At 59.1% G+C, this 15,259-nt stretch carries 16 protein-coding genes, 2 tRNA genes and 3 pseudogenes; 12 read left to right on the top strand and 9 right to left on the bottom strand.

The window, feature by feature from the left end; genetic code table 11:
* Positions 1-47: 47 nt before the first annotated feature.
* Positions 48-646, top strand: a pseudogene (locus NKH23_RS10175) (tyrosine-type recombinase/integrase).
* Positions 647-861: 215 nt separating this feature from the next.
* Entirely contained in the window at positions 862-3,099 is a 2,238-nt protein-coding gene (locus tag NKH23_RS10180) for an adenylate/guanylate cyclase domain-containing protein (protein ID WP_353034623.1), read from the top strand.
* A gap of 226 nt (positions 3,100-3,325) precedes the next feature.
* Here the strand turns inward: NKH23_RS10180 and NKH23_RS10185 are convergent, their stop codons facing one another.
* Complete coding sequence (locus NKH23_RS10185) at positions 3,326-3,721, bottom strand: MAPEG family protein (RefSeq protein ID WP_353034625.1); 396 nt, start codon at positions 3,719-3,721, stop codon at positions 3,326-3,328.
* Positions 3,722-3,926: 205 nt separating this feature from the next.
* Between NKH23_RS10185 and NKH23_RS10190 the strand changes: the two genes are divergently transcribed.
* Positions 3,927-4,079 carry a hypothetical protein gene (locus tag NKH23_RS10190; RefSeq protein WP_353025030.1) on the top strand — a complete coding sequence of 51 codons (153 nt, stop codon included), beginning with the start codon at positions 3,927-3,929 and terminating at the stop codon, positions 4,077-4,079.
* A gap of 51 nt (positions 4,080-4,130) precedes the next feature.
* On the opposite strand, the pseudogene NKH23_RS10195 reads toward NKH23_RS10190, so the two are convergent.
* Positions 4,131-4,379 (bottom strand): annotated as a pseudogene (locus NKH23_RS10195) (AhpC/TSA family protein); the annotation flags it as partial.
* Between the two features lie 17 nt (positions 4,380-4,396).
* Here NKH23_RS10195 and NKH23_RS10200 point away from each other — a divergent pair.
* Together NKH23_RS10200 and NKH23_RS10205 are read left to right on the top strand one after the other, a co-directional pair.
* Positions 4,397-4,660, top strand: a complete 264-nt coding sequence (locus tag NKH23_RS10200; RefSeq protein ID WP_352910939.1) for a hypothetical protein — start codon at positions 4,397-4,399, stop codon at positions 4,658-4,660.
* Between the two features lie 76 nt (positions 4,661-4,736).
* On the top strand, positions 4,737-5,384 hold the full coding sequence (locus NKH23_RS10205; RefSeq protein ID WP_353025031.1) for a hypothetical protein: 648 nt from the start codon (positions 4,737-4,739) through the stop codon (positions 5,382-5,384).
* A 1,263-nt stretch (positions 5,385-6,647) separates the two neighbouring features.
* Here the strand turns inward: NKH23_RS10205 and NKH23_RS10210 are convergent.
* On the bottom strand, positions 6,648-6,875 hold the full coding sequence (locus NKH23_RS10210) for a hypothetical protein (protein ID WP_353034627.1): 228 nt from the start codon (positions 6,873-6,875) through the stop codon (positions 6,648-6,650).
* A gap of 2 nt (positions 6,876-6,877) precedes the next feature.
* Between NKH23_RS10210 and NKH23_RS10215 the strand changes: the two genes are divergently transcribed.
* Positions 6,878-7,171: a hypothetical protein gene (locus tag NKH23_RS10215; RefSeq protein ID WP_352910933.1), complete on the top strand. Its 294-nt coding sequence runs from the start codon at positions 6,878-6,880 to the stop codon at positions 7,169-7,171.
* 108 nt (positions 7,172-7,279) lie between these two features.
* Here NKH23_RS10215 and NKH23_RS10220 read toward each other — a convergent pair whose 3' ends face one another.
* Together NKH23_RS10220 and NKH23_RS10225 are read right to left on the bottom strand one after the other, a co-directional pair.
* Entirely contained in the window at positions 7,280-7,720 is a 441-nt protein-coding gene (locus tag NKH23_RS10220; RefSeq protein WP_352910930.1) for a hypothetical protein, read from the bottom strand.
* Between the two features lie 173 nt (positions 7,721-7,893).
* Positions 7,894-8,184: a hypothetical protein gene (locus NKH23_RS10225; RefSeq protein ID WP_352910928.1), complete on the bottom strand. Its 291-nt coding sequence runs from the start codon at positions 8,182-8,184 to the stop codon at positions 7,894-7,896.
* A gap of 1,125 nt (positions 8,185-9,309) precedes the next feature.
* Here NKH23_RS10225 and NKH23_RS10230 point away from each other — a divergent pair.
* Positions 9,310-9,989: pseudogene (locus NKH23_RS10230) on the top strand (peroxiredoxin-like family protein).
* Between the two features lie 269 nt (positions 9,990-10,258).
* Here NKH23_RS10230 and NKH23_RS10235 read toward each other — a convergent pair.
* The gene (locus NKH23_RS10235; protein WP_352910926.1) at positions 10,259-10,552 is read right to left on the bottom strand and encodes a helix-turn-helix domain-containing protein; all 294 of its coding nucleotides are present in this window, start codon (positions 10,550-10,552) and stop codon (positions 10,259-10,261) included.
* A gap of 92 nt (positions 10,553-10,644) precedes the next feature.
* Between NKH23_RS10235 and NKH23_RS10240 the strand changes: the two genes are divergently transcribed.
* The 3 genes from NKH23_RS10240 (at position 10,645) to NKH23_RS10250 (ending at position 11,977) form a co-directional block, all read left to right on the top strand.
* On the top strand, positions 10,645-11,259 hold the full coding sequence (locus tag NKH23_RS10240) for a hypothetical protein (protein WP_353034630.1): 615 nt from the start codon (positions 10,645-10,647) through the stop codon (positions 11,257-11,259).
* Positions 11,256-11,513: a hypothetical protein gene (locus NKH23_RS10245; protein WP_352910920.1), complete on the top strand. Its 258-nt coding sequence runs from the start codon at positions 11,256-11,258 to the stop codon at positions 11,511-11,513. Before NKH23_RS10240 ends, NKH23_RS10245 begins: the two co-directional genes overlap by 4 nt.
* A gap of 113 nt (positions 11,514-11,626) precedes the next feature.
* The gene (locus tag NKH23_RS10250; protein ID WP_352910917.1) at positions 11,627-11,977 is read left to right on the top strand and encodes an SH3 domain-containing protein; all 351 of its coding nucleotides are present in this window, start codon (positions 11,627-11,629) and stop codon (positions 11,975-11,977) included.
* Positions 11,978-12,772: 795 nt separating this feature from the next.
* Here NKH23_RS10250 and NKH23_RS10255 read toward each other — a convergent pair.
* Positions 12,773-12,835: transfer RNA gene (locus NKH23_RS10255), tRNA-Ser, on the bottom strand.
* Between the two features lie 124 nt (positions 12,836-12,959).
* Here NKH23_RS10255 and NKH23_RS10260 point away from each other — a divergent pair.
* Entirely contained in the window at positions 12,960-13,349 is a 390-nt protein-coding gene (locus NKH23_RS10260) for a hypothetical protein (RefSeq protein ID WP_143744454.1), read from the top strand.
* 315 nt (positions 13,350-13,664) lie between these two features.
* Positions 13,665-13,955: a hypothetical protein gene (locus NKH23_RS10265; protein ID WP_353034632.1), complete on the top strand. Its 291-nt coding sequence runs from the start codon at positions 13,665-13,667 to the stop codon at positions 13,953-13,955.
* A gap of 153 nt (positions 13,956-14,108) precedes the next feature.
* Here NKH23_RS10265 and NKH23_RS10270 read toward each other — a convergent pair.
* Positions 14,109-14,182 (bottom strand) — tRNA-Gln (locus NKH23_RS10270).
* A 119-nt stretch (positions 14,183-14,301) separates the two neighbouring features.
* A complete protein-coding gene (locus tag NKH23_RS10275; protein WP_352714895.1) occupies positions 14,302-15,234 on the bottom strand; it encodes a putative bifunctional lysylphosphatidylglycerol flippase/synthetase in 933 nt (310 codons plus the stop codon).
* Between the last annotated feature and the right edge of the window lie 25 nt (positions 15,235-15,259).

Raw genomic sequence — 15,259 nt, forward strand, 5'->3', positions numbered from 1 at the left:
CTCGCGTTGAGCGCTGCGGCTGCGGAGGGTGGCATGGGAGAAGAGCCATGCCTAACAGGAACAGAGGCCACATCGTCGGTCAGAAGCCTCCTCTCAAACCGCGCGAGGTCTGGAGCATTCGAACACGGCTGCAGGTGTCCGGCGCGGAACGGGATCTGGCACTCTTCAATCTCGCGCCATCGATAGCAAGCTTCGAGGTTGCGACCTAGTCACCATCACGGTTGGCGACATTGCGCTTTCCGGCGTTGTCCGCGACCGAGCAGTGATTGTTCAAAGAAAGACGGGGCGGCCGGTACAATTCGAGATCACGGAGCAGACCCGAGCCGCCGTCGGTGCCTGGATAACCCGTCGCGGTCTCACCGAAAGGGACTATTTGTTCCCAAGTCGCGTGCGGGCGAAACCGCACATGTCGACCAGGCAGTATGGAAGGATTGTCGACAAATGGGTTTCGAGCATCGGGCTCGACCCGAAGCGGTATGGAACACATTCCATGAGACGCACGAAAGCTTCGCAGATTTACAAGAAGACCGGCAATATCCGGGCCGTGCAGCTGCTCCTCGGGCACACTAAGCTTGAGAGCACCGTCCGCTACCTTGGCATTGAAGTGGACGACGCGTTGGCGATTTCTGAACAAGTCGAATTGTAGAGCAACTCGGAGCGTCGCATTCCCGAAGCGGCGCTCCGTGACCCAAACGAGCCATTCCGGCAGGCAAGCTCGAATGTCTCGAATGTGGTGAATACGACATTGACAAAACCTCAGCCGTCGATGAAAGCGCGGAAAGAAGGGATTTGCTGAGCGCCGGTGAGGTCGGTTTCCTTTCAGAACAACTGATACTATGATCCTGCGGGGCCAGGCCAACAATGGACCGCAAGCTTGCCGCGATTCTCGCCGCCGATGTCGTGGGCTATTCGGCTCTGATGGAGCGCGATGAGGCCGGCACGTTCGAGCGCCTTCGCGCCGGACGCAAGGAACTGTTTGAACCCGAAATTGCACGCCACCACGGCCATATCTTCAAGCTGATGGGCGACGGGATGTTGGCCGAATTCGGCAGCGTCATCGATGCCGTCGAATGTGCGGCGTCGCTGCAGCGCGGGCTTGGCGAACGCAACGCTTCGCTTCCCGAAACCGAGCAGATTCACGTGCGGATCGGCATCAACCTCGGCGAGGTGATCGTCGAGGGCGAGGACCGGTATGGTGACGGGGTCAACATCGCAGCCAGGCTTCAGCAACTGGCGGAGCCCGGCGGCATCTGCCTGTCGGGAAAAGTGGCCAAGGAGGTGGAGAGGAAACTGGCTTTCGCCTTCGAGCCGATGGGCGAGCAGAGGGTCAAAAACATTGCCCAACCAGTTCAGACCTATCGCGTGGTGCTTGATCCAGCGGCAGCGGGCACGACCCTCAAAGCTCGCCGCCGGCCGCGCGCCTGGCGCCTTCCGGTAGCGGCGGCTGTTCTCATCCTGGCCCTCGGCCTTGCCGCGGCATGGTGGCAGCCGTGGGAGAGGCCTGCGCAACCTGCTGCGCCCGCGGCCAGCGAGGCGGTAGATGCCCGGCCGTCGCTCGTAGTCCTGCCCTTCGACAATCTCAGCGACGACAAGGAACAGGAATATCTCGCCAACGGCTTCACCGAGGACCTGACGACCGAACTGGCGCGCGTGCCCGGCCTTTTCGTCGTCTCCCGCAACGCGGCCTTTGCCTACAAGCACAAGGACACGAAGCCGGCGGAGATTGCTGCGGCATTGGGCGTCCGCTATCTGCTGGAAGGCTCGATTCGCCGCGTCGGCGACAACATGCGCATCAATGCGCAACTGATCGACAGCTCGACATCCGGACATCTCTGGGCGGAGCGCTTCGACGGCCGGTGGGCGGACGTGTTCGCGCTGCAGGACAAGGTCGTCGGCAGCATTGCCGGCGCGCTCCAGCTCCGCCTGGTGAGCGTCGCGCCGGCCGCCCGCGTGGGAGGCACAAACAATCCCGAGGCCTATGATGTCTATCTCAAAGGGATGGACATCTATAACCGCATCAACACCCCCGAGGAGTTTGCGCAGGCTGTGAAGCATTTCCAGCACGCGGTGCAACTCGACCCCGATTTCGGCGCGGCTCATGCCCAACTCGCCTGGGCCTATTGGGACGCGGACATCACCCGGGCCGTGGTGATGGGACTCACGCGAGCCGAGGCCTATGACAAAGTCCACGAAACCCTGAAGCTCGCCGCCCGACATCCCTCGCCGGGTTATTATCAACTGGTCGCCGAGTTGATGGTCAGGGAGCACAACTCGGACGAAGCAGTCACCGTTCTTCTGAAATCGGTGGCGCTCGATCCTAGCGATTCCTGGAATTATCTCTCGCTGGCCAATGCCCTGAATTTCAACGGCCGGCCGAAGGAAGCGCTGAGCTATCTCGATGCGGCTGCGCGCGTCGACCCGATCTCGTGGATGGACTACAGGCGCTACCAGGCCGGACTGGCCGAGTTCGGTCAAGAGAAATTCAAGGGCGCGGTTCGCTCCATCGAGAAGATGGACCTTGCTTCGCCCGATCCACCGGCCAACTTCTATGCCCTGCAAGTCCTTGTTTCGGCCTATGGGCATCTTGGGCGCACCGACCAGGCCGCGGCCGCCTTGGAAATGTTTAGGAAGGCTGTTGCGCGCAGAATGGAATACGACACGAGCCAGTTGATCACCCAGGACTACATGGTGTTCAAGAATACGGCCGATATCGAACGCCTTTTGGCCGGCCTGACCAAGGCAGGTGTGCCCGATCTGCCGGCATTGGCAAGGGCAGGCATGAATCCGAAGGACCGGCTCACAGGCGCGGAAATAAGGTCTCTCATGTTCGGCCACGAAACGCGCGGAAAATTGGCGTTTGACAAGTTCCTGCCTATGCAGCGCACGACCTCCGTCGATGGCGCCGTCAGCGAGACCATTGGCCAAACGACCCACTCGGGAACCTCGTGGGTGCAAGGCAATTTCTTGTGCAATGCCTTTCCGGTAGAGCTGACAAGCTGTGGAGCAATTTATCGCAATGTGTTCAGGACGCCGGGGCGCGACGACGAATACAAGGCCGTTTACCGCTGGGACCAGTTCGAATTTTCGGTCATAAAGTGAACTCCCAAATGCCGCAAAGGCCGAAAGTCTGCTTGCGGGATATACATGCGACCTTGTTCGCCATAACCGCAAACGACCGGAATTGGCGCTAGTTACCGGTTCGGGCCGCCGGCTCAAGCGGCAAAACCTGACCCAATGAGGTCGTTCGAGAGTTGTTCTTGGAACTTCCGCGATGGTCAAGGAAGCGGACGTCGCCGCAGCGGCGATCGGCATACGGTCACGACAGCTAAGGCCAGACTGACGCGAGCAAAAGAAGGATAATTCCAACGAACGCGGCGTTCCAGACGAGCGAGCGGAGCAAGGGAACGCCCGCTGCATAGAGTAGAAGGTAAACCAACCTGGCCGAAACATAGAGACCAGCTCCCCATTCGCTGAGAGCGCTCTCACGGCCGAGCAAGTGAACAAGGAAGACCGCAGCCACAAACACCGGAAACGTCTCAAGGAAGTTTCGAAGCGCTCTTTCCAAGCGCCCAGCTATGCCCGTGAGCGGGGGGACTTCGGCGTCACGGGAGCTGGCAGTCCACCGATAACCTCGCTGAAGGCTGGCTGCGTGGGAGGAGATAACAATTTGGATCAAACAGAGCACGCAGCTCGCCGCAAGCATTGCTAGCTCGAAGCTCATTCAACCCTCCCACCTGCCCATTCTTCATGGACTTTACCAGAACCCCGCGTGGTGTGCCTGCCGGCTGGCCAGGCTGATTGTCCACCGAGGTCGGAACAGGCATCCCGCATGGGGCACCAAGCGTTAGACTTCCACGTAGATGAGATGGGCCGACGATGCCTTGGCATATCTGGATGGGCGGACAGCTGCGCCGCCCGCGTCAATCATGGCCAAGGCCCGACTGCTGGGCCTTGTCGTTGACAAGGCAGAGATCAACAGCACGATCAGGAAGCCCATTCGCCCATTCCGGACACCCACCAGCATCGACGAGTGGGTGAAACGCTTCGCGCCGAAGCGCGTCGACCCCGGCTCGAACTAACGGTTTGCATAACACCTGCTATCCGTGCAGCCGATGTCCGCAACTGCGCCGCTACTGACCAATGTGCGACGCTGCCGACATTAGCTCCTGCATATTCGGAGCGCCGAACAGGCCGCCATCGAGAACCTCGGTGGAGGTCCAGCGAACGACACCGTCGCGGTCGAGCAGGAACTGGCCGACGAGCTGCCCCATGCCGGTGGCCATCATCTGTTGATCCGCTTCCGTGATATCGTAGCTGTCCTTCTTGTTCAGATATTCGAGCGCCGCAAACGGGTCCATCGGCTCCGGCATCTCGCCCGGCCAAGCTGGGCCTTTCGATGGTCACGGGCAAGCAGATATCTCGCTACGCCTCCAGGAACACCGCTGGCGCCCTGCTAGGGCCAACGCTCGACGCTGCGTCCGACCTGTTTCAGATTTCCGGCGCCATTTCGGCCGGGGATTTCAAGCAGAGCGATCTGCATACCGTGCGCAAGCTGCTGCCGATCCAGAATCTTTTCTTCGTTCGCACGCTGTTCGACCGGATCGAGGCCGCTACCGGTGATGCCTTGGGCCTGCCGGACGCCGCAGCGGCCAATCGATAGGAGTGCAAGATGACCGCCATTGTTTTTTCTAAAGGTTCTGACGCACACTGTGCATCTCTGGCGGAGGATTGATCTGATGGCACTAATTGGTCAGATGGCGATGATGGGCACATACGCTCCGTCCGGCGTGACCTCCGTTACGCTGATCTCGATCACGATAACCTCGGCGGCAACGATCGCTTGGCCGGCAGGCCTTCAGGCCGGCGATGTCGCTGTGTTAGCCGATGCCGGGAGCGGCATTGGCGCCCCGGCTTCCGTGACACCCACAGGCTTTACGAACGTTGTTGATTGCCCCGGCGTCGTTCATAGGCTCATGGTCGACTACAAAATTCTGGATGGAACAGAAGCGGGCAATATCATGGGTATCTCCAGCGGTATCGGCGCCGGAAAGTGCCTCTATATATATCGCGGCAACGTTCCGATAACTGCTGTAGTACCATCGACATGGAATTCTGAGGCGACGACTGGCGATCCTGCTCCACAGACGGTTTTAGCTTCGGCGGGTGCACCGCCTCTTGTCGTCTTTGGTGCCAATATTGGCACGAATGGGAACACGACATTCTCCACGGCATCGCCTGCTTTTGACGCGACGGAAAACTTCGGCAGCGCTAATTTCGCCATTGCCGGCTACAAAATATACAATTCATCGCCAGCAAATCACACGATCGACATGACCGACAACAACGCCAACGCGCTCGTCAGCGGCTACCTGCAATTTAGCTGACGTGGGCCGCCGAAAGGTGCAAGTCACTTGATCGGGTCCCGGCGTCCTGGCATATTCCTATTTTCGATTGGGTTTGTCAGCCAGAACCGCCCGGTGAAAGCGCCTTGGGAATGAGGGACACCAAGCTGTCGCGCGCTCGTTCGTGAAGCGCGCCTGTCGCATGTCCCGTAGGGGGTTCTTGCGTTTCGGCGCCCTGTACTTCTCCACCTAGCCTGACCGCGCCGAAGGTCCGGCGGGATTTTTTGCTGTCTTGGTGGAACACTCGCCTGCGACCATGGTTCGATAAAGCAGCACCGTGCCGCCAGGTCGGCGGCATGCACTTTAGGGAGCGCCGCTTGGCCACTTGGACACAAAGAGATGAGAGAGAGCAGCGCACGTCAGATGCTGCACGGTCATTGATCGATGTTGAGCGCGCGGCCCGAGACGCGAAGACGGCTCGGCTCCGCGAACAGCGGCTGAGGGCTGAAAACACACCCTCCTTGGAAACACGCGATGGAACAGCTTCGCAGTGAAATGGCAGTGCTGGTGGACCCCGGCTTTTGGGTAGCGCTGGCGGTCGTGCTGGTTCCCTACGGGATCCGCGTTGCACTGCTTCTGTGGGTAGCCAGCCCCCGGCTCTGCAGTAGTCTTCTTCCACCGTCGGTTGGTGGACGCGTTGCAGTTGATGCGCCTATGATTCCTGACGGTCTGCGTGCACCGGGCGAGCCCACCCCCGCATCCCCCCAGACTGGTGCAAGTCGCTTGATCGGGTCCCGCCGTCATGGGGCATGTGCGGCGGGACTTTTATCCAACTGGCAGAAAACCGAAGTGGCTTCGACCTCCGTCACCGATCCGTCGTGAACGGCTCATGCTCGGGAAGGTGATGATGCAGCACTTCGACAAGCTTTCGCTTATCGAATGTCTGGCCGCAAATTGGGCAGAACTCCAAATGCCCCCGTTCGTCGTTGTCCGGCGAACCGTGGATTTTGCCCTTCATAGTTGGCGGATTGTGCTTATCCCGTCTCACGTCGTCACCCATCACAACCTGTTGGGATAGCGCGACGGCATTTGGGGACGATTTGGCCGCTGGGCGTACCGGCTGAGAGCGTTTGGCTCCAGCTGGAGCGGATCATACGCCCGTTCATGCATCATTGCTAATTTAATAAAATGATCATGGTACGGGAAGAAGGAACTTAATCCCATTCGCCAGCTTATGGCTGGATGAGCACACGTGGCGTCAACTTCTTCGACAAATGGATGGCAGAGCATCTGCCTAACGCAAGGTCAAGCGATCCGTTCGCCATTAGGGATCTTGCCGACCAGGCCCTGAAAGCGGCTGAGGAGAGCGGCATCAAGGCACATGAGATCGAAGAGGAGGTCGGGAACGTTTTCGACGTCATTGTCGCCGCCATGCTGCATCGTGAAGGCGGCATGGTGGAAGCGACTTGCATCCGTCCGACAGACCGGGGACAGTGAATTCGGTGCGGCGACCCCATCAACGGAGATCGCCATGCATGCCTCAGAAGACACTCGCCGATACCCTGGCCGCCCGAGAAACCATCTATGTCAATTGTGCGCACCCGATGTGCTGCAAATCGACGAAGCTCGACATCCAGGCGCTGATTGAAAGGCTCGGCCGTGATCACGGCTCGATGCATGATGACCTGGTCGGGCTTTTTGTCTGCTCAAATTGCAAGGCTGCCGGTCGTGAGCGCCGGCAGGTGTTCTTCACATGCATTCCTGATTACGAAGGCCAGCAGCGAGCGCGCAATCGCGACTGGAAGCCAACTTTCGAACGAAGGGGCTGAAAGTGGCCGGCGCCGCTTGTGGGGAGTGCGCATGCGAGACGATGGGCTTGTCCAGACATGCGTTAGGAGGGGCGAAGGGCCACCTCAGTAGGCGGCCCTCTAAAACGCTTAGGCAGGTATCAGAACGGAGATCCGGTGGATCCCGACTTCCTTGCTTATGTTCGTGGCATGGTCCGTTTTGCCTTTGCCGCAGGTATAGTACTCACCTTTCTTAACGTTAAATTCCTTATCGGGGTTCGTCTTCTTGATGGTGAACTCACCAGCGGTGATAAAACAGACCATGTCGTTGTCCATGACGGATTCTTTGTCGGCAGCCCCAGGTTGGAATACTGCATCGAGCACTAGAATACTTTTGATGCCTGTCATATCCGAGTCCCAAGTGCCTACTTCCACTATGCGAACGCCGGGGGCAATCTCCTTACCGTCATTTGTGCCATATGTCGGGACGATCTCTGCGGCTCCCGCGGGCGTCGCTAAAGCGAATAGAGGGGTCGCGGCGGCTGTCGCTAGACCGATCGTCAATGCAGACCGACGATTGATCTCTTCCATGGGGTTTTCCTCCCTAGTCAATACGTGCGCGCATGCGCACAAAGAGACTCGGCGCTTGGGATGGCCTACTGTCAAATCAATTTTGGCCCAAGCTACCCTGTGGTTTCCGCCGCCGACCCCGATAAGATCATCGCTGCCGTCAGACGCGGGCACCAAGCGTTAGACTCTATCCACTAGGCGCTCCCGTCTGTTTCGCTCTCTTCATCGATTTCGCGCACTGGCAGATAGGCGTTGGTTTCCAGCCATTCGCGCAGCACGATCTGGATGAGGTCCGACCGGCCAATTTTCATTTCAGCCGCGATGGAGTTGAGAGCGTCCTCCGTCGCGGGCTCCAGCGGCACGCCAGAGACGTTTCTAAGCATCAATGCAGCGCGACGCAGGATGACCTGCAGATCGGCGCGCGACATATCGGCGATGCGGTCGGCGGCGCTTTCAAGCTCTTCCGCAACAGTTAGGCGGGTCATTCAGACGCGCCGACATTTGCGGTGGAGCGTTCGCACTAGGGGCGGCATGCGTTATCCTCGTGCCCTTCATATTTCCGCAAATATCAAAACGTCGTGCAATTTACGGTGTTGCCGAAGCGATTGCAGGTCGTCGTTTTTGGTTGGCTGTTTTGCATGTTGGTAAAAGCCGCATTTGCTCTGGCGGATGCCCTGCCGCGAGACGAAATGGACTCGTTTTGGATGCACTGGGCCATGGCTGGGGTTCCTGGTTCGAAGCCGTAGGAGACGCATCGATTCCGGAAGTAGGTTACCTGCTCCGCCTGTGGTGTGGTGGCAAACCAAGCCGGTGAGCCAGGCATTCCAAGCCCGGAACCAGAGCAGCCGCTCAAAAGGATAATCGCGGCCCCCGCCGCCGCGAAGGTGTGGTGTTGGCGCAATGTGATATCCCCCTACCCACACTGAACGTCAAAAGCTTCGCCCGAGCAAGGGCGCGATTGACGATAGCAGGAGGAAGTGGCTAGGACCCGACCCGCTAACCGCGCGGTTTGGACTTCGGTTGAGGGGTGCTTTCTGACGGGTTCGCAGCCAATATTGCAGATCGCCGATCTCTGAGCCAAAGGGACTTCTTTCTTGCGATTAGCTCCTCACGATCGTCCTCAGCGGTCGCTCGATTATGCATAGCAGCAATGGCAAAGTCGGCTCTGTTCGTTCGATAGTCTTCCTTTTGCACGGCCATCGTTTTCTCCCTGTTCGTGGCCCCTCTTTGCCCTGGCGGGAGATTAGCTGCCGGTGCATTGCTCGAGTCAACCGACGAAACGATGTCTCAATTTGAATATCGGCTCACGACCCGTTGACGACCTTGGTCGTTGCAGACTTGAACGTCCAAAACGAGGTCGGGAACCTGACCTTCAGCACAAGAGCATTCGGGAGTGCGCTCGCGTGAGGTCATTGACCACATTTGGCGGCGACCCGCAGATGCTTTTTCGTGCTATGATGGGCTTGCAACGCGCGTAATCTCGACCTCGGCAATATGGCAGAGGTCGAAAGCTATTGCCTTGGCACAGGAAGCTTGCGCCCCAGCACTTGATCGCCTCCGAAACGCTGGGTGCTGCTTTCCCTGACTGACCCGGGGCGAGGAGGTTGTCCATGTCCACGAGTAGTGTTGACCGCCCGCTGCAGCCGGGCGACCGGGCACCGAATGTTGTGCTCAATGCGATCTCACGCGAAGGCAAGATCGCGCTCGATGATTTTCGGGGCCGTAGCTCGTTACTGGTCGGTTTGTTTCGAGGCCTGCACTGTCCGTTCTGCCGGCGCCATGTCGCGGCGATGGCGCAGCTTAAGCCGGCCCTGCGTGAGAAAGGCGTCGAATGCCTGGCGGTGGTCAAGACGCCGGTCGAGCGGGCGCGGCTCTACTTCCGTTACCATCCGCTACCCGATCTTCTTAGCGCATCCGACCCGGAGGGCGCTTCACACCGCGCCTTGGGGTTACCCATCGTCGAGATCACGGAGAATGAAACCGAATGGCCGCACAAGGTCGGAATGGACCTGGTCATGACAATGCGGATCGATCTGCCGGGGGAATTGCCCGAACCGATGAACCCGGCTGCGGCGGGCGACTTCTTGAGAAGAAGGACGGGTACGAAATTACGAAGGCCGACCGGCAGATAATGATCGCCGGTCACATGCCACTGATCGGCGAGTTCCTGCTCGATCAGGAAGGCTTTGTGCGCTGGAGCTTCACGGAAGCTGAAGAGGAGGGCCAAAATGTATGCCGGGCGCCGAATCTCGAGGAATTGATGTCAGCAGCTTCCCAAGTCGCACATTAATAAGCTGCTGAAATAGGCTGCTGAAAACTCGCGCGACGACCACCGTCCTGTGGTGAATCTGTGGATTTTGGCATCATTGAGATGCTCGGGCGCAGAGGGCCAACGTCTGCCCCGTAGGCTTCGTAGCGTTTTCGATACAACAGCCCGCGGACGCGGGGCGACGTCCGCTCCTTGCCGCAATCACGCCGTTCCAACAGGCGCGCCATACCGCAAGTTGCCAGCCACAGCCAAAATTCCACACTACCAACGATGCAACTCCGCAGTCGCGCCTACATGTCATTGTTTTCGATGATGCCGGCCTCCCCGTCGGGCAGGTGAGGGGCGGCTGACGCGGGCTTTTTAAGCCGTACCCCGGCGCCACCCCCATTCTCGGGGATGAACTCGACGCCGGCCGTGATCAGCGTTTCTTGAAGTCTTGCAAGTGTTGTGGCGTAAGGCGCGCGTTTCCCGGATTCAAAGTCTGCGATCGTTGCCCTTCCGACTTCGGCCTTCTCCGAAAGGTCCTGTTGCGACCATCCGATCAGGCCGCGCGCTGCCCTCAATTGACTTGCTGTGATCGTCATTAGGCTCCAACTTCATGCAGAATGTATTGACTTGATGCTGATGTCATGTATTTTGCATGATGTTACATCAATCACGCTCTAGGAGCAACACCATGCCGAACACCACTGTTCGGGCAGCCGCCGAAGGCATGCCCGCAATCAACCGCCGCCGCCTGCTCAATCTGACCGGGGCGGGGCTCGCGCTCGCCGCAACTGCAATGGCTACGAAGCCATCTGTCGCCGCACCTACCAGCCAGGTTGCCGAACTCGAAGCCGCATTCCATGCCGAATGGGCAACGCTCCGCTCCTTGGAGCCGGCGCTGAATGCGGCCGAGCTACGTTATATGGCTGTCAGGGGTAAGCGACCCGTCATGGGCGAGATGACCGCGGAGGAAGTCGAAACGCTTCGCAAAACCGCTGTCGCTGATCTCGCAAAGATGCCGCCGAGCCGCGCCAGCGTCGAACATGTCGAAGCAATGCGCGCGTATAAGAAGGCCGATGCTGCTGCTCGCCGCAAGACGGGCTTTGGCAAGCTCGATAAAGCATATTCCGACGCCACACACCGCACTGCGGACGCGGCCGACGCGCTCCTACGCCATCCGGCCGAGACGCTTGATGACCTTACCGCCAAGGTGCGGGTGCATCGCGTCTTGGAATACGACGGGGAGGACTTCGAATTCATCATGGAAGACATTGCGCGTATCGCCGGGAAAGGGGGTGTCTTATGAACGCCGCTGCACCTGTCGCGTCGGATCAGGGTCTAATCACCGAGGCTGATATCGATCGCGGCTATGATGCATGCGCGATAGTCCGCGTTTGCGAACTGGCGATGGAGCAAATTCCCGAGCTGGGCCAAGACGCTCTTGTCAACGAAGCCGCTGGCGACATCGTGAGGTTGTTGCGGATGGTGGGACAGATGACCGGAGCATCGCTTAATGCCCTGGAGCTGGCAAAAACGAGACAGGCAGATACCAAAGCCTGATCAATTGCCCTTCGGACACTTGAAGCCCGCTGGCTCACGGTGGCGGCCTTTTTTGTTGCTGAGGAACCATACGCTCGGGCGGCCGTTGAGCCCCACCCCAAAGGGAGATCACAATGGCCGACGACCCAAACGAAGCCGCAAAGCCGACCGTGAGTCAGCGGGAAGCTCAGGAAGCCTTGGAGAAGCAGGTTGCGCAGCTGAAGCGCGAGATCAGCAAGATCAATCGGACGCTCGCGGATCGCGCTGAAGAGGTGGTCGAGGAAGCCACTGGTTGGTATGAGGGCGCGGCTAATAGCGTGTCTCGGACAACGCAGGCACTTCGGAACAGGGCGTCTACGGCCTCCGGTGTCGTTCAAGAAAATCCTGGCGCGGTTTCGGCCGCCTTCATGCTGGGTGCGGCTGTAGGCTCGCTGGTGGGCCTCGTTCTTGTGGGCAGCGACCAGCGCCGGGACCGCTGGATCTAATCACGCTCAAATGAGGGCCAGAGCCCGCTGCCTAACGGTAGGCTGGCTCGTTTGCTTGAGCCTGTTGCTGCTTGCGCAAAGCAAGATCGAGGCAGAGCGCGAGAAGCACGATGCGAGATGAGGGCGGCGGGAGCGGCGGGAGCTTTGCCATACCCCCGTATAACATATGTTAAGCGGGAATGTTCCTCGTCCAGCCCGCTGCCTCTGGTGGCGGGCCTTCTTTAGCTTGTGGCAGAAAAGTCACGCAGCTTGAATATGCAGCACTTCAACCGGCGCGAGCTTATTATCCAGCTAAGCGAGGCGTACCGTTGTTCACACGGGCAAAGGGGACGCCCGACTCCTCCCGAACTAGCGCCCGCTGCCTCACGGTGGCGGGCTTTTTATGAGAGCGGCCTTTGACGAGAAAGGGGATGCCGTTTTCGAGCACGCCCATCTCAATGCCGTTCACGTCACGCTGAACTTCAATCCCAATATCTAAAACGAGCTGTCCAAGGGGTGCCGGTTGGGTGGCCATTTTGCGAACTAACCCGTTGTTATCTTTGAGGAAATAGGGTGCCGGTTGTCGAATCTGTCTATCTCGTTACGTAGCGTAACACAACCATAGCGATTCCTAATATGGAGGCGCTACTATCCTCGACACAGGCCAGCGCCATTCCCCTACGGCTACAGTCGCACGACCTTCTCTAGGGTATCCGCCGGGCGCTCACCCCGAAGCTATTCACGGAAATTCGCGGGCGTTTATTCGGTGCACATTCGACGTATCGACCCGAAATTCGGCTAAGTGCTTGATTTTGCTGGTACGCCCAAGGGGAATCGAACCCCTGTTACCGCCGTGAAAGGGCAGAAAACCACTACCGTTCATGCCTAATGCCGAACGCTCGCAAGGCGCTGCAGCAGTCTGCAATTTCTTTCAACGGCATTTGCGGATTTGAAGGCGGATTTGCTTTAGCCTCGCAGGAGCGGTCTCAAAGGAACCGTCCATATGCACCGTACTTTCCGGGGAATCTTGGCGACAATGTTGATTGCCTGTGGTGTCGCAGACGCTGCCGGCTACGCGCAGGCGCAAAATCTGCTCACCATCACCGCACCAGTCTCCGGTCAGACTGTTGATGGGACGCTCTCCTTTTCCGGGACGGCTTTCGTCAACAGTATTACACGGCGCGGTACTATTCGCGGACAGACCAACACTGGGGTCGAATGCCGAGGCACGACCACTGCCAATCTTACCTTCTCGCGTGGAGAAGGAACGATGGTTTGCGGGCAACTCTCAACCCGATTCGTGTTCTCGCTGACCAGCAGACAACCCCCGGTTGGCACAGGAACGGGAACCCTTTCCGACGGGCGCAAAGTGGTGTTGAGAATAGGACAATGACCGCAAAACGACTGGCACGAATTGATGTCCTACTCACAGCACACGTGGCTTTCACACCGTTTGGCCATCCGTCCAAGTAGTTGACTTGACAGTGCCTTCTGCCTCTCTGCGGTTTGCTCAAAAGGCCGTTTGCGGTCGGCTCTCATCGGAGAGGAAGAATAGAGCCTCGGCCACTGCATCGTCACTCCATTCAAAGTTATCGCTCATAACGAGTGCGTCTGCGATGTAGCTGGCGGCCTCCATCGGCAATCGGGCGCTCGGACATGACCCCTCCCATCGGCAGAGCCATTAGAAACTACGACACGTTCGGGCGGAATGACAGCTTTGGGTCTCGAAGTGCTCTACGACCAGACCACGGAACAGGAGTTCGAACGCGACGGGAAGAGGGTCGCTTTGGCGGACCAAATAAGCGCGCTGCCCATGATCGCCCGCGACCTCGCCGAACGCCTGAACGAGGCGGCTGGCGCGTGTATCGATAAGGCGATGGCCGACGCCAAGGCACAGAAAGGCGAGCGCCTAAATCCCTCAACTGCGAATCAAACAAGCCCGCTGCCTCACAGTTGCGGGCTTTCTTCGCTGCGAACATGGCGGGAACAAATGGGCTGATCCGTGTTGCAGTCATGTTGCAATGACAACAAGGGACGGACCGAGACAGGCCCGGAAAGCAAGGGGTTGAGCGCTACAGGACGTGAAAACCCATGCAACACGCACCGGTCGCGATGGTGCTGCGTAACCGATTGTTTTCATTCATGAAGTTTTTGGCTGGGGAACCTGGATTCGAACCAGGACTAACGGAGTCAGAGTCCGTGGGTCTACCGTTAACCTATTCCCCAGCAGGCGCGGCTGTTGAAAACCACGCGGGCAGGGCGACGATGTCGCCGCGCGTGCCTTGTAGCCGCCGCCGGAAAATAGTCAACCCTGTGTCTGGGCTCAATCGTCGGCTTCCGGCGCGTCAATTCGCGCTACGGCTGAATTGCGAGCGCTCGAAATACAGCACCACGCCGAGCGCGATCAGCAGCGGGATGATCAGGTAGAACAGCCGGAATACCAGGAGCGCCGCCAGCACGCCGACCTGGTCCATATGTGACAAGCCGGCGAGGAACACCACCTCGAAGACGCCGAGCCCGCCCGGCGCATGCGAGATCTGCGCGATCGAGAACGACACCAGGAACACGCCGAGCACGACGAAATAGCCGGGATTGCCGGTGGCGGGCAGGGCGAAGAAGATGATCGCCGCCGCCGCCAGCAGCTCGATCGGGCCGACCAGCAATTGCCGTGCTACGATCGGCAGCGCCGGGTAGTGCAACTGGAAGCTGCCGATCCTCAGCGGCCTCAGATGCAGCCAGCTGCCGAAGACATAGGCCGCCACCAAGAGCAGCATGGCGAGCCCTGCCGCTTGCGACAGCTTGTGGTGCGGCGTGCCGGAAAACCGGTCGATCACCTCAGGCTCGAGCAGCAGGACGATGCTTGAGACGAACAGCGTCGACAGCACGAAGGTGATCCAGCAGATCGCCACCAGAATGCCGACATCCTGGCCGGTCAGGCCCTTGGTGCCGTAGGCGCGGTAGCGGATCACCGCACCGGAAAATACCGATCCGCCGATATTGTGCGACAGCGCGTAGGTGGTGAACGAGCAGAAGGTGACGAACAGCCACGAGACTCGTCTGCCGATGTGCAGCAGCGCTATGTGGTCGTAGCCGGCGAGCGAGGCATAGGCGATGACCGAGCTCAGCGCCGCCAGCATCCAGCCGCGCGCCGGGATGGCGACGATGCCGTCCCAGACGTCGTCGAGCGAAATGCCGCGCAATTCGTGCAGCAGCAGCCACAGCGAGAACACCACCGCGGCGATGCCGATGACGGGCCAGAAATAACGCCTCCAGTTCATGGCGTGACGATCATGCGTTGCAGCC

This window comes from Mesorhizobium sp. M1328 (genome assembly GCF_040318075.1).
GTDB lineage: Bacteria > Pseudomonadota > Alphaproteobacteria > Rhizobiales > Rhizobiaceae > Mesorhizobium.